This is a genomic window from Rhodococcus sp. AD45-ID, assembly GCF_003023755.1.
In the GTDB taxonomy this organism is placed as follows: domain Bacteria; phylum Actinomycetota; class Actinomycetes; order Mycobacteriales; family Mycobacteriaceae; genus Rhodococcus_F; species Rhodococcus_F globerula.
Genome location: NZ_PYHL01000003.1, coordinates 23,432 through 42,067 on the forward strand (window position 1 = coordinate 23,432; position 18,636 = coordinate 42,067).

At 62.4% G+C, this 18,636-nt stretch carries 15 protein-coding genes; 9 read left to right on the plus strand and 6 right to left on the minus strand.

What is annotated here, in order from left to right; all coding sequences use genetic code 11:
* Window positions 1–117 precede the first annotated feature (117 nt).
* On the plus strand, window positions 118–3,246 hold the full coding sequence (locus tag C7T36_RS24180; protein WP_033236292.1) for an NAD-glutamate dehydrogenase domain-containing protein: 3,129 nt from the start codon (window positions 118–120) through the stop codon (window positions 3,244–3,246).
* On the opposite strand, the gene C7T36_RS24185 is transcribed toward C7T36_RS24180, so the two are convergent.
* Window positions 3,223–4,740, minus strand: a complete 1,518-nt coding sequence (locus C7T36_RS24185) for a PucR family transcriptional regulator (RefSeq protein ID WP_045068265.1) — start codon at window positions 4,738–4,740, stop codon at window positions 3,223–3,225. The two genes, C7T36_RS24180 and C7T36_RS24185, sit on opposite strands and share 24 nt — an antisense overlap.
* A gap of 128 nt (window positions 4,741–4,868) precedes the next feature.
* On the opposite strand from C7T36_RS24185, the gene gabT reads away from it, so the two are divergent.
* Entirely contained in the window at window positions 4,869–6,233 is a 1,365-nt protein-coding gene (gabT, locus tag C7T36_RS24190) for a 4-aminobutyrate--2-oxoglutarate transaminase (RefSeq protein ID WP_033236294.1), read from the plus strand.
* A gap of 1 nt (window position 6,234) precedes the next feature.
* On the plus strand, window positions 6,235–7,680 hold the full coding sequence (locus C7T36_RS24195) for an NAD-dependent succinate-semialdehyde dehydrogenase (protein WP_045068266.1): 1,446 nt from the start codon (window positions 6,235–6,237) through the stop codon (window positions 7,678–7,680).
* 60 nt (window positions 7,681–7,740) lie between these two features.
* On the opposite strand, the gene dszD is transcribed toward C7T36_RS24195, so the two are convergent.
* The 3 genes from dszD to C7T36_RS24210 form a co-directional block, all read right to left on the minus strand.
* Window positions 7,741–8,310 (minus strand): NADH:FMN oxidoreductase DszD, encoded by a 570-nt coding sequence (gene dszD / locus C7T36_RS24200; protein ID WP_033236296.1) that lies wholly within the window; start codon window positions 8,308–8,310, stop codon window positions 7,741–7,743.
* A gap of 61 nt (window positions 8,311–8,371) precedes the next feature.
* Window positions 8,372–8,845: a YbaK/EbsC family protein gene (locus C7T36_RS24205; RefSeq protein WP_033236297.1), complete on the minus strand. Its 474-nt coding sequence runs from the start codon at window positions 8,843–8,845 to the stop codon at window positions 8,372–8,374.
* 16 nt (window positions 8,846–8,861) lie between these two features.
* Window positions 8,862–9,965 carry a membrane protein gene (locus C7T36_RS24210; RefSeq protein ID WP_033236298.1) on the minus strand — a complete coding sequence of 368 codons (1,104 nt, stop codon included), beginning with the start codon at window positions 9,963–9,965 and terminating at the stop codon, window positions 8,862–8,864.
* A gap of 68 nt (window positions 9,966–10,033) precedes the next feature.
* On the opposite strand from C7T36_RS24210, the gene C7T36_RS24215 reads away from it, so the two are divergent.
* Entirely contained in the window at window positions 10,034–10,675 is a 642-nt protein-coding gene (locus tag C7T36_RS24215) for a TetR/AcrR family transcriptional regulator (RefSeq protein ID WP_045068267.1), read from the plus strand.
* Between the two features lie 179 nt (window positions 10,676–10,854).
* On the opposite strand, the gene C7T36_RS24220 is transcribed toward C7T36_RS24215, so the two are convergent.
* Window positions 10,855–11,976: a DUF475 domain-containing protein gene (locus C7T36_RS24220; RefSeq protein WP_033236299.1), complete on the minus strand. Its 1,122-nt coding sequence runs from the start codon at window positions 11,974–11,976 to the stop codon at window positions 10,855–10,857.
* Window positions 11,977–12,115: 139 nt separating this feature from the next.
* The gene (locus C7T36_RS24225) at window positions 12,116–12,691 is read right to left on the minus strand and encodes a TerD family protein (protein WP_033236300.1); all 576 of its coding nucleotides are present in this window, start codon (window positions 12,689–12,691) and stop codon (window positions 12,116–12,118) included.
* Between the two features lie 243 nt (window positions 12,692–12,934).
* Here C7T36_RS24225 and C7T36_RS24230 point away from each other — a divergent pair, with 243 nt between their 5' ends.
* The 5 genes from C7T36_RS24230 to C7T36_RS24250 all read left to right on the plus strand — a co-directional run bounded on the left by C7T36_RS24230 (window position 12,935) and on the right by C7T36_RS24250 (window position 18,620).
* The gene (locus C7T36_RS24230; RefSeq protein WP_033236375.1) at window positions 12,935–14,080 is read left to right on the plus strand and encodes a hypothetical protein; all 1,146 of its coding nucleotides are present in this window, start codon (window positions 12,935–12,937) and stop codon (window positions 14,078–14,080) included.
* Between the two features lie 112 nt (window positions 14,081–14,192).
* A complete protein-coding gene (locus C7T36_RS24235) occupies window positions 14,193–15,350 on the plus strand; it encodes an HpcH/HpaI aldolase/citrate lyase family protein (protein ID WP_045068269.1) in 1,158 nt (385 codons plus the stop codon).
* The gene (locus tag C7T36_RS24240) at window positions 15,347–16,630 is read left to right on the plus strand and encodes a phosphoribosyltransferase family protein (protein ID WP_045068271.1); all 1,284 of its coding nucleotides are present in this window, start codon (window positions 15,347–15,349) and stop codon (window positions 16,628–16,630) included. Before C7T36_RS24235 ends, C7T36_RS24240 begins: the two co-directional genes overlap by 4 nt.
* Window positions 16,627–17,736, plus strand: coding sequence for a cysteine protease StiP family protein (locus tag C7T36_RS24245; RefSeq protein WP_033236303.1), 1,110 nt, complete (start codon window positions 16,627–16,629; stop codon window positions 17,734–17,736). The genes C7T36_RS24240 and C7T36_RS24245 overlap by 4 nt, the downstream gene beginning before the upstream one ends.
* Window positions 17,733–18,620, plus strand: coding sequence for a haloacid dehalogenase (locus tag C7T36_RS24250; protein ID WP_033236304.1), 888 nt, complete (start codon window positions 17,733–17,735; stop codon window positions 18,618–18,620). The genes C7T36_RS24245 and C7T36_RS24250 overlap by 4 nt, the downstream gene beginning before the upstream one ends.
* The last annotated feature ends 16 nt before the right edge of the window (window positions 18,621–18,636 follow it).

Consider the following 18,636-nt stretch of genomic DNA (forward strand, 5'->3'; position numbering starts at 1 on the left):
ACTGCCGGATTGTCGTGTCCGGGGAGGGTTTGTACTCCTATCGGGCACGAACTTTATTCGGTGATGCACGTAACACTGGAAAGTGTTCGGATCCAATACTTTCCAGGAGGGTGTTCAATGGCGAGCACATCAACGGCAACCAAGTCAGAATTCGCGGACTCAGCGGATCCAGCGTTGGGACTGGTTGCCGAGTTGGCAGCAGCAGGGCAACGACTGGTATTTCGTCAGGGCGACGAACTGACCGGCGTGGTTCTGTGGCCGTCCGGAGAGCCCTCCCTCTCCGATCTGTGCGAGAACTTCGAATCCCTCGGACTTCGAGTGTCGACGCACCGCCCGCTTCCGACAGTTCTCGGATCGGCGCATCATTTCACCTTCGAGCCCTGCGCCTTCGACGGCGGTGCACTCGAGAAGATGGCCTCGGCTTTCGAAGCTGTTGTTGCCGGTAGGACCCGGATGGACAACTTCTCCAGCCTGATCGGCCGAGCCGACATCACGTGGCGTGACGCAGAGTTGCTGCGCGCGGCGTGCCGGTTCCTCGCGCAGGCACGCATCGGGCTGTCCGAAGGCTACATCGTGGGAGTATTGCAAGCGAAGCCCCTATTCGTTCGGGCGGCACTCGGACTGTTCACTGCGCGATTCGACCCGGCAGTGCCGAAGCGCAGTGTGGCGGTTGCCGCCGCGATCACCTTGATCGACGAGTTGGTCGACAGCGCAGACACTCTCGACGAAGATCGGGTTCTTCGCGGTGTTCGCTCGTTTCTCCAGGCAACATTGCGGACCAACTGGTACCTGCGCGACGGCGCCGGCAATCCGCTGTCGTATGCGTCGTTCAAGATCGACTCCCAGGTTCTGTCGACGCCGCAGAAAACCGTTCCGTTCCGCGAGATCTACGTCAGCGCACCCAACGTCGAGGGCGTTCACCTGCGTAGCTCGTCGGTGGCCCGTGGCGGCCTGCGATGGTCCGATCGCTTCGAGGACTTCCGCACCGAGGCCTTGAGCCTCATGAAAACCCAGAGTGTCAAGAACTCGCCCATCGTTCCGACCGGAGCCAAGGGCGCTTTTGTCGTGCGCGGAACATCCACGCCCACACCGGACCAGGTGCAGGAGTCGTACAGCACGTTCATTCGCGGACTGCTCGACGTGGTGGACAACATCGTCGACGGCTCGCCGGTACATCCGGCCGAAGTGATCGCCTACGACGGTGAAGACTCGTATCTTGTCGTGGCAGCGGACAAGGGAACCGCCCGGTTCTCCGACGTGGCGAACGGCATTGCGATCGAGCGTGGTTTCTGGCTGGGCGACGCCTTTGCGTCGGGTGGTTCGGCCGGCTACGACCACAAGGCCATGGGCATCACCGCCCGCGGCGCGTGGGTGGCTGTGCGACGCCATTTTGCCGAACGTGGTGTGGACGTCGACACTGATCCTTTCACCGTCGCGGGGATCGGCGACATGTCCGGCGACGTGTTCGGCAACGGAATGTTGCTCTCGCACAAGATTCGTCTGGTTGCGGCGTTCGACCACCGCCACATCTTCATCGACCCGAACCCGGACCTGGAGGCCACGTTCAGTGAACGCGCCCGCCTCTTCACCGTGCCGCGCTCGTCCTGGGACGACTTCGATCGCACCGTGATATCGAGCGGCGGCGGCGTGTGGCCGCGCAGCGCAAAGTCCATCAGTCTTCCGCGCGAGGCCCGCGACGCACTCGGAATCACCGAGGAGAAGCTCACCCCGCAGGAATTGATCCGGGCGATCCTGTGTGCGCCGGTCGACCTGTTGTGGAACGGGGGCGTTGGCACCTACGTGAAGGCGTCGGGCGAGAGCAACGTCGACGCGGCCGATCCGTCCAACGACGGTGTTCGTGTGAGTGCGGACGAATTGCGTGCCGGCGTGGTGGGGGAGGGCGGCAATCTCGGTTTCACACAGCGCGCGCGGATCGAATACTCTGCCGGCGGTGGACGAATCAACGCCGACTTCATCGACAATGCGGCCGGTGTTGCGACGTCGGACCGAGAGGTCAACATCAAGATCGCTCTTGCGGGGTTGGATTCCGGCTCACGAAATGCGCTTCTGGCGTCGGCCCAGGACGAGGTAGCCGCGTCGGTACTGAAGGCCAGCGAGGATCAAACCCTTGCCATCAGCCTGGCCGAGCATCGAGCGCCGGCACTTCTCGACCAGCATGAGCGGCTGATCGAGAATCTGATTGCGGCGGGCGCCATGAAACGCGTCGAAGAATCGCTGCCGGATGCCAAGTCGCTTGCCGTGCGGGCCCGGGCAGGTCAGGGGCTTCTTCGCCCCGAACTTGCTGTGCTGGTTGCTCAGTCGAAGAATGTGCTGACTGCCGAGTTGGGTGCTTCCGAGGCCCCTGACAACAAGATCTTTGCCGACCGGCTGACGCAGTACTTCCCGCCGTCGGTGGTCGAGGCAGCGCCAGAGGCTGTGCAGGCGCACCGACTCGGACGCGACATCATCATCACTTCGGTGGTCGACGAACTGGTCAACCGCGTAGGGCCGGGTGTGCTGTTCCGGCTGGAAGAGCACTTGGGTGTGCGCAGCCCGGAAGCGTCGTTGGCGTATGCGGTGGTCAGTGAGGTGCTCGGCACCGAGGGTCTGCGCCGCGACATTCTGAACTCCGATCTTGATGCTGCCGAACAACTTCAGGCACTTGATCGACTGCAACAGTTGCTCGAGTCCGAAATGAGCTGGGTGCTGCGACGGCCAGGAGCGGCCGGACGGTTTGCGGTGAACCCGCGGGCAGACATCGATCGATGGTCGGGGCCGGTGCGCGAACTCACGGCGGGGCTGAACTCGAGCGAACGTATCGAGGTGTCCTTCGGAGCTCTGGCGTTGGCCGACCTTGCACTGCAGGAGAATACGTCGGTCCAGGCGGCTGCGACCGTCTACCGCGAGCTTGCCGCAGAGCTCGATCTGGGTGACGTGCTCGGCGGCGTCGACGTTGCCGTCGGAGCTTCACACTGGGAGGTCATGGGCAGCGCTGCCGTTCATGCTCGATTGACGACGCGATTCGCGGATCTGGTATCAGGTGCTCTCGACGACGATCGCGACGGTGTGGTGCAGCGGTGGTCGAGCGCCAATCTCGATGCTGTGCACCGATTTACGACGTTGATGTCCAGTGTTCGCCGCAGCGGTTCGCTCGACACTGCGCGACTGTGCACCGTCGACGCGGAACTCGAACTGCTGATCCGCGGCACATCGTCGTTCTTGTCAGCGGCTCTCCCAAGCGAGTAGCGACAGCAGCAGTTCAGCTCTGACCCTGGCCTCGCCGAGGTCGCATCGCAAGAGTTCTTCGACGCGGGTGATGCGACCTCGGAGAGTGTGCCGGTGGATACCGAGTTCGGAAGCGGCAGATTCCCATTGGCCGTTGGCCTCGAGGTAGGCGCGGAGCGAGATCGCGAGGGCTGTTCCGTGTTTGTCGTCGTGTTCGGTCAGCACGGGAATCGTGTCGGCGGCCATGGCAACAAGCGCTTCTCTTGCGGGTTCGGACGCAAGAATCGTCGAACCCGTCAGTGCATCGAATTCGAGAATGCGCGCTGTAGCCGTTGTGAGGTTGGCTGCAGCGCGGGCTTGGACGAGTGCGCGCGAAGCGTCGAGGATTGGGTGCGGCGTGCTGATCCCGGCGCGAACTGCCTTGGATTCGCTCGGAGACAGCTGCGCCAGAAGCGCTTGTGCGGTGTCGACGGTATCGGTGCCACGAAGCAGCACGGTGAGTGCGGTGTTCTCCACTTGGGCAAAAAGAGGTCTTCCTGCGCGTGCAAGTGCGCTGTCCAGCTCGCGTAGAGCAGGTCCCAGCGCTGATCCTCGGATGTGGACGACGCGTACCAATCCGTTGGTGTCGCTCGCTTCGCCGAGATACGACGGCACGGAGTCTTCGGCGATTCGTCCGTCGAGTAGCAGTCCGAATGCCATCGAGTTCAGCTTGGATCGTTCGGCCCGCAGGCGCACTGGCTTCTCGAGTTCCAGGGTCAACAGTGAAACAGCATGTCCGAGAAGCACTCTGTCGATGTTGCTCAGTGGTCCCGAACCGGCCAGTGCAAGGTAGCCGTGCCAACTGTCGGTCACGCCGACAGGGGAGAGCGTAAGCGTCCGCTCGGGGGTGCTCTGCGAAATCGATGCCGGTGCATTGGGATCGCGAGTGGTCGCGGCCACGGCACGCACCTCGGCGATCAGCGACTTCTGATTTGCGGGATGTACGGCGGTAATGCGGTCGCCGACAAACGCAACCGAAGTTTTTGTCGCCGTGGCCAGTTCGCGCACGATCGCGGAGACACCGCCGCGCAGCGCAACCCGGGTGATGCGCGTCTGTACTTCTGCCGCGCGCAGGACAGACTCGTACTCCTGCTGACTCAGCCGGGTCATCACCGCGCGGGTGACTGCCGCGAACGGGGTGGTGAACGGAACGTCGAGCAGGGGAAGTCCGCGACCGCGGGCAGCTGCGAGAAGTTCCGGCGGGACCTCTTTGTGAGAAAGTCCCGTTCCGAACCCCAGTGCTGACACTTCCGCCGACGCCAAACGGTCGACGTAGTCGGCAAAATCAGCGGCAGTAGCGCCCACGAATGCAAGCCCGGTAGTGAGCACCAGTTCCCCGCCCGAGAGCCACGGAGTGGGGTCCGTCAGCTCTGTGGCCTGTGCAAACGTGACCGGCTGAGTGGATGACGACGGGTCGGTCAGCAATGTCAGCGACAGGTGCTTCTGACGCAGTAGCCAGGAGATCGGAACGGTCACGAGTTCAAGGCTAGCGGGAGCTGCCGATATGGAGTAGGCCTGAGTATGTAGATATCCATTTCGGCACTGCTCGATGGTGCTCGCGCGTCGCATACTCGAATGCAATACACAACCGAGAGGGTGGTCACATGAGTGCAATCGAATACCGGCTTCCGCAGGAACGTCGCATCGTCACGGAGTTCCCGGGCCCGCGCTCGGCTGCGCTCGCAGAGCGTCGTAAGAAGGTTGTCGGCGCAGGCGTCGCGTCCACCCTTCCGGTGTACGTCGCTGACGCGGACGGCGGAGTGATCGTCGATGTCGACGGCAACTCGCTCGTCGATCTCGGTGCCGGTATCGCCGTGACCAGCGTCGGTGCATCCAACCCGGCTGTTGTCGCCGCAGTTCAGGATCAGGTTGCGCACTTCACCCACACCTGTTTCATGGTCGCTCCGTACGAGGGCTACATCGAGGTCGCCGAGCGCCTGGCCGAGCTCACCCCCGGTGACCACGAGAAGCGTTCCGTTCTGTTCAACTCCGGCGCCGAAGCCGTCGAGAACGCCGTCAAGATCGCGCGTCACGCAACGGGTCGCGACGCCGTTGTGGTGTTCGATCACGCGTACCACGGCCGCACCAACCTCACGATGGCACTGACGGCAAAGTCCATGCCGTACAAGAGTGGCTTCGGTCCCTTTGCCCCCGAGGTCTACCGTGTTCCGATGTCCTACCCGTACCGCGAGGGCCTGAACGTCGACGGTTCGAAGATCACCGGTGAGCAGGCCGCACAGCGCGCCATCACGATGATCGAGAAGCAGATCGGCGCGTCGAACACGGCAGCCATCCTCATCGAGCCCATCCAGGGTGAGGGCGGATTCATCGTTCCCGCAGAAGGATTCCTCCCGACGCTCGTCGCGTGGGCCAAGGAGAACGGCGTCGTCTTCATCGCCGACGAGGTCCAGGCAGGCTTTGCTCGCACCGGTGCCTGGTTCGCCAGCGACCACGAGGGAATCGTCCCGGACCTGGTCACGCTTGCCAAGGGCATCGCCGGCGGCATGCCGCTCGCAGCTGTCACAGGCCGCGCCGATCTGATCGACGCAGTCCACCCGGGCGGCCTCGGCGGCACGTACGGCGGTAACCCCGTCGCCTGCGCCGCGGCGCTGGCATCCATCGACCAGATGCACGAGCTGGACCTCTGTGGTCGCGCCCGCACCATCGAGACCACCGTCGTCGGCCGAATGAACGCGCTGGCAAAGGAACTCGACGTCATCGGCGACGTTCGTGGACGCGGCGCCATGCTCGCCATCGAGCTGGTCAAGCCCGGCGGACAGGAGCCGGATGCCGACATCACGAAGGCCATCGCAGCTGCGTGCCTCGCGGCAGGCGTTGTGATCCTCACGTGCGGCACTTACGGTAACGTCATTCGTCTACTCCCTCCGTTGGTCATTTCCGAAGAGCTGCTCGACGACGCCCTGACCGTCCTCGAGTCTGCTATTCGCACTGCAGCACAGGAGAACTGACATGTCGAACGTCTCGGAACTTCTCGATTCCGTACCCCAAGGTCTCTGGCTGGGCGGCAAGCTCACGCCGGCCGAGAAGACCTTTGCGGTCTACAACCCGGCAACCGGCGAAGAGTTGGCTCAGGTGGCCGACGCCACTGCAGCTGACGGTATCCATGCGCTCGATCTCGCTGCTGCGGCACAAGATGATTGGGCCGCGACGCCCGCTCGGAACCGTGGCGAGATCTTGCGTCGCGCGTTCGAGTTGTTGCATGCCCGCGCCGAGGACTTCGCGCTGATGATGACCCTGGAAATGGGTAAGTCGTTGGCCGAGAGTCGCGGTGAGGTCAACTACGGCGGCGAGTTCCTGCGTTGGTTCAGTGAGGAAGCCGTCCGCATCGGTGGACGTTTCACACAGGCTCCGGCCGGTAACGGTCGCATCCTCGTCACCAAGGAAGCCGTCGGACCGGTTCTGGCGATCACGCCGTGGAATTTCCCGTTGGCCATGGGAACCCGAAAGATCGGACCGGCACTTGCGGCCGGCTGCACCATCATCGTCAAGCCGGCCGAGGACACTCCGCTCACCATGCAGCTTCTCGGCCAGGTATTTGCCGACGCCGGCCTGCCTGACGGTGTGCTCTCGATCCTCCCGACCTCCGACGCCGCAGCTATCAGCGGACCGCTGATGGAAGACGCACGTCTGCGCAAGGTTACGTTCACCGGTTCCACCGGCGTCGGAAAGCTGTTGGTGCGCAATGCCGCTGACAAGCTTCTCCGCACGTCCATGGAACTGGGTGGCAACGCTCCGTTCATCGTCTTCGACGATGCCGACATCGATGCAGCTGTCGACGGTGCGATGCTTGCGAAGATGCGTAACGGCGGCGAGGCGTGCACCGCAGCTAACCGCATTTACGTTGCCAACTCGGTGCGTGAAGAATTCACCGACAAGTTCACCGCCAAGGTTGCGGCCTTGAAGGTGGGCGCAGGTGACGCCGAGGGCACCAACATCGGCCCGCTGATCAACACCAAGCAACTCGCCACCGTCACCGGACTCGTCGACGACGCCGTGTCCAAGGGTGCTCGCGTGCGCACCGGCGGATCGGCGCCAGAAGGCCCGGGGTTCTTCTTCGCCCCGACCGTTCTCGACCAGGTGCCCGCCGACGCGCGCCTGCTGAAGGAAGAAATCTTCGGACCTGTTGCAGCCGTAGTCGGTTTCGACACCGAAGACGAAGCCATCGCCGCAGCGAATAACACCGAGTTCGGGCTTGTGGCGTACTTCTACACCCGTGACATCGATCGCGCGATGCGCGTCTCGGCGAAGCTGGACACCGGCATGGTCGGCGTCAACCGCGGCGCGATCTCCGATGCCGCAGCACCGTTCGGTGGTGTCAAGGAATCGGGCTTCGGTCGCGAAGGCGGAACCGAAGGTATCGACGAGTACCTCGATACCAAGTACGTAGCGCTGTAAGTTCTTTCGCGAACAACGAAGGCCTCGCCGGATTCCCGGCGAGGCCTTCGTTGTTCGAGGTTATTGTCCCAGCGGAGTGGGGCGGTAGTACTTGCCCTCGTGATAAAGAAGCGGCGCCGCAGCGGAATCATCGTCTTCGTCGGCGTGAACTCGGGTGACAAGCCCGACAACAAGGGTGTGGTCGCCAACCGGAATCAACTGATCGACCGTGACGCGCATCCAACTGGGCGTGCCGTGCAGAACCGGCTCGCCGGTATCGAGGACAGCCCAGAGTGATTGATCGGCAAAACGCTGATCTGCGCTGCGCGCAAAGCGCTGGGCCAAATGCTGTTGGTGTTCACCGAGAAGATGAATCACCAAGGACTTTGCGGCCTTCAGGGCGGTGATGCTCGACGACGTCTCCGCGATGTTGAACGACACGAGCGGCGGTTCGAGCGAGAGCGACGAGAACGAGGTCGCCGTGAACCCTACCGGTCCGGTGCCGGAGTCGAGGGTGACAACAGTGACTCCCGCGGGGTGACGGCCCAGTGCGGCCCGGTAGTCGGCGGCGCAGATGCCGGTGGACAACTCGGGCGCGGTGGTCGCGTCGGGCGTGGTTGGGTTGGAAATATCGTTCGGCGTGTCAGTCAACGGGGCTCTCCGGTGGGAAATTTGGTCTTTCGACCCACTATAAGCGCGCGTCTGACCGTCCTTAGTCCATATCCACGGCAAGGCCGGCCGTGATGCGCAGCAGTTCCGGATACGTCGTGCGGAAGACTGTGTTCGGATGGCCCGCCGCGGCCCACAGGATCGGATACTGCTCGAGCGCGGTGTCGACGTACGTCGGCAGGTTGGTGGGGTGCCCGAGCGGCGCTACTCCGCCGATGGGTTGACCCGTTGCGGCCTTGGCCATCTCCAGCGGAGCCCGGGTCAGTTTGCCTTCGAGGCGCTCACCCGTTGCCTGCAGATTCACCTGGTGCGCGCCTGAGACCAGCAACAACACTGGATCGTCGTCGAGTAGGAAGACGAGTGACTTGGTGATCGCGCCCACCTCCACCCCGACAGCTGCCGCTGCTTCTTCGGCAGTGTGCGTCGCGTCGGCTTGCGTGACGATGACGCCGTGATGACCGCGAGCGATCAGGGTTTCGGCGACGTGCGAGGCGTTGGGGTGGAGGAGGCTCGTCATGAATTCAAGAGTAGGACTAGTCGGCGATTGTCACAGCCGGAGTTGGCACTGTGTCGGCGGACTTTCGGTTCTTCCTGATTGTAAATCCGAACAACATGGCGGCGCCGACCACGGCGTACAGGAAAAGCGTCAGTACGGGCTGGCCGACTCCGACGTTGCCGAAGTACACGATGCTTCGAACACCCTCGGTGCCGGCGCCCGGAGTGATCCACCGGCCGATCGCCGCATAGAACGACGGGAGCACATTCGAGCCGAAAGCGCCTCCGGCACTGGGATTGCCGAGGATGACAAACACTGCGATCGCCAACGGGACGGCGAGAACGCCGATTGCCGCGCGGAGTCCGACCGTGAACATTGCCGTACCGAACACGACGGCACTTCCCAGCAGTGAGAGCGGGAGCCAGTGCCCGGCAAAGGTCCCGAGAACATGCGACGTGATGAGTGCGCCAAACGCCCCGGAAATCACCGAGTACACAGCGATCACACCGGTATGCGCAGCTGCCTGGCGAAGCGTCTTCGGTGCACCGATGAACAGGCCGATTGCTGCGGCAAAGAGGTAGCCGCCCACAACCCAGCCGATCGAGAGGTAGAAGCCGGACAGGCCGCGGTTGTCGTGAGCGCCCACCGGGATCTCGTCGCGCACCACGAACTCGCGGTTCTGGCTGCTCTCGACCTGGGCAAAGATCGATTCGAGTGACGTTGCAATGGAGCTACCGCCCGCGCTGGCGGTGATCAGGGTGTCGGCTCCCGCCGGATTGATGACAAACGCACCCTGGATCTCGCGATCGTGGAGCATCCGACGCGCTGCGGCGGTGTTGTCGCCAACGCGCGCGTCGAGCGGGCTGCCGTCGATGGCGTTGAGCTTGTCGGCGATCTGCTGATCCATGCCGGCCGGTGTGCCCTGATCTGCGATGACCACAATCTCGATGTCACGTGGCGTCGGCTGATGGAACGCGGCGACATAGCTGAGGATGAAGCCCATCTGGAGCAGGATCATGCCGACGAACAGCGCGACCATGACTTTCGGGGCGCCGTATTTGGCCAGCAAGTTGTCGCTGGGGTGTTCGTGCGGAGGCGTGGGTGTTTCCGGTGCGGCGTGTGCCGGATGCGTTGTGGTCACGATGAGTCCTGATCTTGTCGAAAGTAAAGAGCTTGTCAATACCCGAGGTATTGAATACTCTAGGTATCGTGACTGAATCCCGTCAACCGGACTTCGTGCCGGTAACCCGCCCCGGACGCGACGTTGTGCGGCAAAGACTGCTCGACGCTGCGGCGGAAGAATTTGGGGAGCAAGGATTCAGTGCTGCACGTCTCACCGAAGTGGCCCGCCGAGCGGGCTTCACGAAGGGCGCCGTCTACTCCAACTTCGAGTCCAAGCAAGACCTGTTTGCCGAACTATTTGCGCAACGGTCACTCGAACTTGCCGGGAGGGTGCTCGCCGAGATCGCGGGCATGAGCCCCACCGATGCCGCCGGCAAAAGCGGCGAGGCAATCGCGTCGTGGATGGCGGGCAACCCCGGGTGGTTGCTGCTCGTCCTCGAATTCGGGGTCCTCGCCGGACGCGACCCCCAGATCGCCCAGGCGTACCTCCGAGAGCGTCGGCACCTACGTAGTCAACTGGTGGAATTGATCGGAGCGCGAGCCCGGGAATGGGGCGTCGAGGATGCCTTCGATGTGCGGACTACCGCAATCTCCTTGATGGCCTTGATATCCGGATTGGTTCTCGAACACTCCGTGGACCCGGAAGAAGTCGATCAACAAGCAATGGGCGCCGCAGTGACCGCTCTATTTGCAGGCGCAGTCGCGCGGGCCGGTTTGCCTACCAGCTAACGAATTGGCGTCTGGGTGGCGTCGCAGTCGCGGATATTCGGTGCCGCGCGCCAATTGTGCGCCCGCAGGGACAACTGGCCGCGCGGCTGAACATTAGCCGCGCGGCAACCACATCAATTCCGGCATAGCAAACAAAACGCCCGCGACCGGAATCGGCCGCGGGCGTTGAGAAAAGAAACTCAGACTGTTGCTGGAGTGTTCTCGTCGAGTTTCGGATCTTCGTTCGCGATCCGCTTGTTTCGGATAACGCTGCTGATAAAGGCCGCGCCGATCAAGAAGACACCAACAAGGCCGGTGATGATCTCGTTGATGTGAACACCGATGGACACCATCAGGATGACGGCCAGAGCGCCGATGGCCCAGTGAGCGCCGTGCTCGAGGTAGACGTAATCGGACAGCGTGCCCTTGCGGACGAGGAAGACGGTGATGGAGCGGACGAACATCGCGCCGACAAAGCCGAGGCCGAGAGCGATGATGATCGGGTCCGAGGTGATCGCAAACGCGCCGATGACGCCGTCGAAGGAGAAGGACGCGTCGAGGACCTCGAGGTACAGGAACAGGAAGAATCCGGCCTTACCTGTTGCCTTGGCCAGCTCGGTGGGTCCGCCGGACCTGACGGTCTCTTCGTCTTCGTCCTCTTCGGGAAGGTTGAAGAGTTCACCCAACCCGTTGACGGCGATGTACGTGATCATGCCGAGCACGCCGGAGATCATGACCGTCGTGACCTTGTCGTCTGCGGCGAGGAACGAACCTGCCAGAACCAGAGTGAGGCCGGCAACGACAACAGCGAGCTGATCCAGCTTGCCGATCCGCGCAAGGGGCTTCTCGAGCCAGGACAGCCAGGTGATCTCACGCTCTTCGAAGATGAAGCCGAGGAACAGCATCAGCAGGAACATGCCACCGAAGGCGGCGATGGTCGGGTGAGCGTCGGTGATCAGTGTTTCGTAGCTCGGATCGCCGTTGGGGAAGTAGGCGGCGTCGTCGGCCGGCGGGTTCAGCGCGAGGTCGAGTGCCGCGATCGGACCCAGGCCCGATGCCGCCCACACGATGACAAGCGGGAACACCAGACGCATACCGAACACCGCGATGACGATGCCGACGGTGAGGAAGATCTTCTGCCAGAAATCACTCATTCTTCGCAGAACGGTGGCATTGATGACGGCGTTGTCGAAGGAAAGCGAAATTTCCAGAATTGACAGGATGACAACGAGGAACAGAGCCTCGGGTCCGCCGTAGATGAACGCGACGATCATCGCGATGATCGAAATGCCGATCGATAAACCGAATATTCGCAGTACCACGGAGCGTGGCCCTTTCTAGTTGGTCAGTGCGCAGTGGTTACTGCAGCGGTTATCTCACCGCAATCGATACGAAGCCGGGGAGAGTTCCACAGCGTACTGCGGAACTCTCCCTTTGGTCAGCTCGACGGTAGGTCGACTATCAGACGTTGACGCCGTAGTCGCGTGCGATGCCCGCGAGGCCCGAGGCGTAGCCCTGGCCGATAGCGCGGAACTTCCACTCTGCGCCGTTGCGGTACAGCTCGCCGAAGACCATTGCGGTCTCGGTGGAGGCATCCTCGGACAGGTCGTAGCGGGCAAGTTCGTTGCCGTTGGACTTGTCGACAACGCGGATGTACGCGTTGCGGACCTGGCCGAAGGACTGCGAGCGTGCTTCTGCGTCGTAGATCGAGACGGGGAAGACGACGCTCTCGATGTTGGCCGGAACAGCGGCGAGGTTCACGTCGATCTGCTCGTCGTCGCCTTCGCCTTCACCGTCGGTGTTGTCACCCTTGTGCTCGATCGAGCCGTCGGGCGAACGCAGGTTGTTGAAGAAGATGAAGTGCTGGTCGGAGACGACCTTCTTGTCTGCACCTGCGCCGATTGCGCTGGCGTCGAGGTCGAAGGCTGCGCCGGTGGTGGAACGTGCGTCCCAGCCCAGGCCGACAACCACTGCGGTCAGGTTCGGGGCCTCCTTCGTGAGAGAGACATTGCCGCCTTTGGTCAAGCTGACGCCCATTCAGGGGTCCTTTCAAGAGAAGAGACATGGCCCGCGACGACGATTGGCCGTCTTGGGAATGTGTTTACCTCCTCCACCCTAACGGCACTTCGGGTGTGGCTGCGGTAACAGTGGAAATCGAAACGGAAGCGCAAGCAGTCGGCCCCGTAGGATTCAATCGTGGTAGGCAGATGGTCGGAGCGCTTCAATCGGGGGGTGAGCGTGGAGGAGTCGATCAGTCGTGCGCGGGAGGCGCAGACTGCGATGGTCTCGGCGTTTCTCGACATGGACAAGCGTCAGACGATTGCTTCCGCTGCTGTCAAAGCGTCGACCGAGCTCTTCCCCGAGCGTGGTCTGGGCGAGGCCTGGAAACCGGTGAGGGACAAGTGCTACGTGGCGGTGTCGAACTACCTGTCCACGAGCGAGCAGTACGGGAACGACCAAGCTCTCCATCGTGATGCGCGCACTGCCACTGCGGCCTTCGAGAAGTCGGTGGCCGAACTGGTATCCGCTGCTCAAAGCATTGATGCTTTCTACAACGGCAATCGAAGCCACCTCGAGCAGGCCACGGCGACGATGTCCACGATTCCGGTTCTCGGTCAGCAGGCGCGCACGGCTGCCGAGGCCGCTCGCCGCGCGTTGAGTGATACCGATCGGCGCTATTGCGAGTACCCGTCGGTAGTTGCGTCGTCGGAGCATCTGGACGCGTCCGTTGCCGCGCTCGCTCGGGCGGAACACGGTGAGCGGGCAGACGAAATCCGGGTCGAAGCCGAGCGGGTCAACGCCGCGGCAGCAGCACTCACGGAAGCATTGGCCCAGGCACCGTCCACACAGCGACATGCGCAGACGACGGTGTCGGCCGTGTCGACGAGGCTGGCGGCGGTGCGAACGCGGGTGGACCGCCTCGACCCTGCGTATTCGGCATTGCTCCGGGAGTTCAATGCCGCGAGTTCAGCAGATCTGGTCAACAACAGCAGTCGGAGTCGTGAACATATCGATAACGCCGCTGCCGATTTGAACGAGGCAATGCAGGCTTTGGATGTGGGCAATCCGGAACATGCGTTGGCGTTGATGGCAGATGCGCGGCTTCATCTTGCCGAGGCGGAAGCCTGCGTTGATGCTGTGACGGATCGTTTGACAACACTTCGGGCAGTTCGGGCAGATCCGACAGAAAAAGAGCGTCAGGTCCGTTTTCGTTTGAAAGACGCGCAGATGTTTGCCGTCAATCACGGTTTGGTGGCGGAATGGGGGTCCGTGCTCGATGCGCAGTTGGCGCGGATCGAACGGGCGGCTGCGTCACTGACGGGAACTCATCCGGACTACTGGTCGTATGTCATGCAGTTGGATTCGGTTTCGGCGTTCATCGCCGAAGTCGTCGAAAAGATGCGAACGCAAGCAGGAAGACGCTGACCAAGAACTGAATATGCAGGTCGGGGCCGATCGGGGGATCGGGATGGACACCCGAAAAATCAAGTGGGGGGCATGAAACGTGGAATTGCCATCGGTCATAGAGAGAAGAGACATGCAGCACTTTCAACACCTCGAGGATGATGTGCGGGAGCAATTGTTCCTGCATGCTCCCCGAACCTTCAGCGATTCCGACGAGCGAGATCTGCTGGCGATCGCTTTGGGCGCGACTCTCTACGTTCCCGCCACGCGGGCAGGGTTGGCCGAGATCGTGGAGAAGCGCGCTGGCGAAGGTGTCAGTTCGATGGTTCTCGATCTCGAGGACGCCGTCGCGGACGACGAGGTGGAAACTGCGCGGGCCAATGCCGTGGCCGCGCTCGACAAGATCGCGGCAACGGATGCGGTCGGCATGTTGCTCTTCGTCCGGGTCCGTGAAGTGTCCGACATCGCGGACATTGCACAATCGCTGACGATTGGGCGCGCTGCGCTGACCGGATTTGTCATCCCGAAATTCGGGAGTGAAACCGGCGAGTCATTCCTCGATGCCGTCGCTGACGCGTCGGAAGCGCTCGGAAAGCATCTGTACGCCATGCCCGTGCTCGAATCGCCGGAATTGGTACACCGTGATACCCGCGATCATGAATTGCGCAGTGTCCAGGAGCTTCTTACTCGTCATCGGGATCGCATTCTCGCGGTTCGCATCGGTGCCACCGACATGTGCAGCACGTTCGGTATCCGCCGTGACCGCGACTTGACGATCTACGACGTGCGTGTAGTTGTCGATGTCATTGCCGACATCGTCAATTACCTTGGCCGAGCCGATGGTTCGGGTTTTGTCATCACCGGGCCGGTGTGGGAGTACTTCGCGGACCACGAGCGTATGTTCCGCCCGATGCTGCGTGCGACGCCGTTCGAGGAGCACGACGCGGTGCGGTTCCGGCAGCACTTGGTGAGCCGCGACCTGGACGGTTTGTTGCGGGAAATCGCTTTGGATCGGGCCAACGGCATTCAAGGTAAGACGGTTATCCACCCGTCGCACGTTGCCGCGGTCAATGCATTGTCCGCAGTCACGCATGAGGAGTACCACGACGCTCTCGACATTCTGGGCGTCGAGGTGGGTGGGGTGCAGGCGTCCGGCTATCGGAACAAGATGAACGAGATGAAGCCGCATCGCAACTGGGCTAGGCAGACGGCCTTGCGCGCACGTGTTTTCGGCGTGACAAACAAGGGGATCACGTTTGTCGAACTGCTGACGGCGTTGGTTGATCGATGACCAGCAGCGTGGGGTCGGTTCCCTGGGCCACAGAAGAATTCGGATTGGATCTTGTACACGGCGACTCCGCTGTCGGACGGACGGTGCCGGAGTTGGTGATTCCCGGACTGCGTCGCAATCCGCGCCGCGCGCACCTGTTGGTGTCGACGGTACTCGGCAAGCACATCCCGACGCCGCCATCGGTCGTCATCGGGGCCGCCGACGATCTGGGTGATCTGGTGCGCGAGCGCCTGGGCGTCGGCGTTGATGTTGTTGTGCTCGGATTTGCCGAAACTGCAACAGGTTTGGGCCATTGTGTTGCAGCCCGCCTGCATGCTCACTGCTACTTGCATTCGACGCGCCGCGACGTACCAGGGGCTACTACGTTGGCCGGGTTCGAGGAGGGGCACTCGCATGCGACAAGTCACCTGATGCAACCGACGTCGGCGGAACTGTTCGAGAACAATTTGCCCCTGGTGTTGGTAGACGACGAAATATCTACCGGTGCTACAGCTATCGATGCCATTCGCGCACTGCACGGCCAGTGCCCGCGCGAGCGGTACGTCGTGGCCTCGCTGGTGGACATGAGAACCGACGAGCATCGCGCGGCCAGTGAGGCTGCCGCGGCGGAAATGGGAGTGGCTATCGATTACGTCAGTCTCGCATCGGGTTCCACTGTTCTGCCGCTCGGTCTGACGGAACGAGTGACGGCGCTGGATGCTCCCACTCTCAATATTGCCGGTACCGATCGCGGTTCGGTCACCAGAGTGGACATTCCGTGGCCGGCGGCAGTGCCGGACGGAGGCCGTCACGGGTTCCTCGACGCGGATTCGGCAGGTTTCGACAGCGCGGTCGAAGCCGCTGTCAGGGTTCTGGATTCGACGGTGGTGCCAGACCGTGCACTGATCGTGGTCGGTCACGAAGAGTTGATGTATCTCCCTCTTCGCATTGCGAGCGGTCTCGAACGCGGCGGCCGCCAGGTGCGGTACCAGACGACCACGCGGTCTCCGGCATACGTCATGGACCATGTGGGCTACCCGCTGCGTCGTGGATTCACCTTTGTCGCACCGGAATCCGGCGAGAACGAGCCGCGCTTTCTGTACAACGCGCAGTGGCCGGACGTGGCCGTCGACGCACTTGTCGTGCTGATCGTGGACGAACCTGCCGACACCGATCGCCTGATGGCGTCCGGCGGTGTCGTGGAGGCACTGAGAAATGCCGGGACCGATGTTGTCGTGGCAACGGTGCGCGGCGCAGACCCGTCGACGTTGCGGGATTCGAGAGAAGGTGAAGGCACATGACGGCGCCTCTGGTCGGACCGGAGTTCGGTTCGTATGCACCCGACGAAGTGACGTGGTTGCTCAAGGATCTGTCTCACGTGGACCTCGAAGCGGATGTTGCGCTGCGGGAGAAACGTATTCAGTCGGGTGAAGCACATTATGCCGAATCCCTTCCCATCGAGTACCAGCCCGATGCCGCGTATCGCGAACTGTTCGAAACCGTGTTGTCGGAGAGTGCGCCCAGGTTGGCGCGTGCGGTCGGAACGGTTACAGACCTGGTGCTGGCCGAGCGCGGCTCCGACGTCGTATTGGTCTCGCTGGCGCGTGCGGGTACTCCGGTCGGAATTTTGATGCGTCGGTGGGCGCAGCACGTTCACGGATTGACCTTGCCGCACTACGCCGTGTCCATCGTGCGAGGTAAGGGCATCGATTCTGTCGCGCTCGATTATCTTGCGCGCCATCATGATGCGTCGAACATCGTCTTTGTCGACGGCTGGACGGGCAAGGGTGCTATTGCCCGGGAACTCGAGGCCGCTCTCACCGAATATCATGCGGCGGGCGGCGCCGAATTCAATCCGGACCTCGCTGTTCTCGCGGATCCCGGATACTGCGTTCGGACCTACGGCACTCGAGACGATTTCCTGATCGCGTCGGCGTGCCTCAATTCGACTGTGTCCGGTCTGGTCTCACGGACGGTTCTCAACGACACCCTCATCGGACCCGGGGACTTTCACGGCGCGAAGTTCTACGCCGATCTGGCCGATGTCGATGTGTCCAACCGTCTACTCGACGTCGTCTCGGCGGAATTCGACAACGTACGGAGCGATGTCGCGGATTCACTTGCCGCTGTGCGCGCTTCGGATCGGACACCGACCTGGGCCGGCTGGGAATCGGTGGAGAAGGTGCAGGCGGAATACGGGATTTCGACCGTGAACTTCGTGAAACCGGGTGTCGGCGAGACCACCCGCGTGCTGCTTCGTCGTCTGCCGTGGAAGGTACTCGTACGTCAGAGGGCCGCGCCCGAACACGCACATATCCGTCTGCTGGCCGAAGCTCGCGGCGTCCCGGTCGAGGAAGTGCCCGATCTTGCGTACTCCTGCGTCGGATTGATCAAGGACATCACATGAGTGCGTCACCGGTACTGGTTGCGACCGATCTGGATCGCACGATGATCTATTCGAAAAACGCGATCGGCGGGGATCCCACCGGCACCGATCTGACCTCGGCACAGCACTACGTGTGCGTCGAGTACTACGACGGCGGTCCGCTGTCCCACATGAGCACCGAGACCATCGATCAGCTCCGGGCGCTCAGCGCGGCAACGCCGGTGATTCCCACAACCACCCGGACTATCGCGCAGTTCCAGCGCATCGACCTGCCGGGCGCTCCGTGGAAATACGCGATCACGAGCAACGGCGGCAACATCCTGGTGGACGGAAAGCCCGATCTCCGCTGGCGCAGCGAGATCGACCGATCGACCCGCACTGCCGGGATGGAGCTGGCGCACGTTCACAGTGAACTGGAAACCCGCATCGACGTCAGCTGGGTCAGTTCCATGCGGGTGGCAGACGAGCTGTTCCCGTACTTGGTAGTGGACTTGTCGACCATCCCGGCCGATTTCGAAGCGGACTGGAGTGCCTGGTGCACCTCACGCGGATGGAACGTCTCGCGACAAGGCCGGAAGATCTACACGATGCCGGACGCGGTCTCGAAATCTCGAGCACTCGCCGAGGTGCGAGCCCGCCTCGTCGACGCGGGCGAACTCACGCCGGACGCCACTGTCCTGTCGGCCGGAGACGGTGCACTCGATGCGGACATGCTCGAATATGCGGACTTCGCGATCCGGCCCCGGCACGGTGAGCTGGAAGAACTCAACTGGCAACGGCCGACCGTTACTGTGACAGAAGGATCCGGTATCGCGGCGAGTGCGGAGATTGTGCGTTGGTTCTCCGCCCACGTTGCCGCGATGACGGTCGGAACACCGCAAGAGTCCGAGCAGCTCTCTAAGTAATGCACGCTCTGAAATG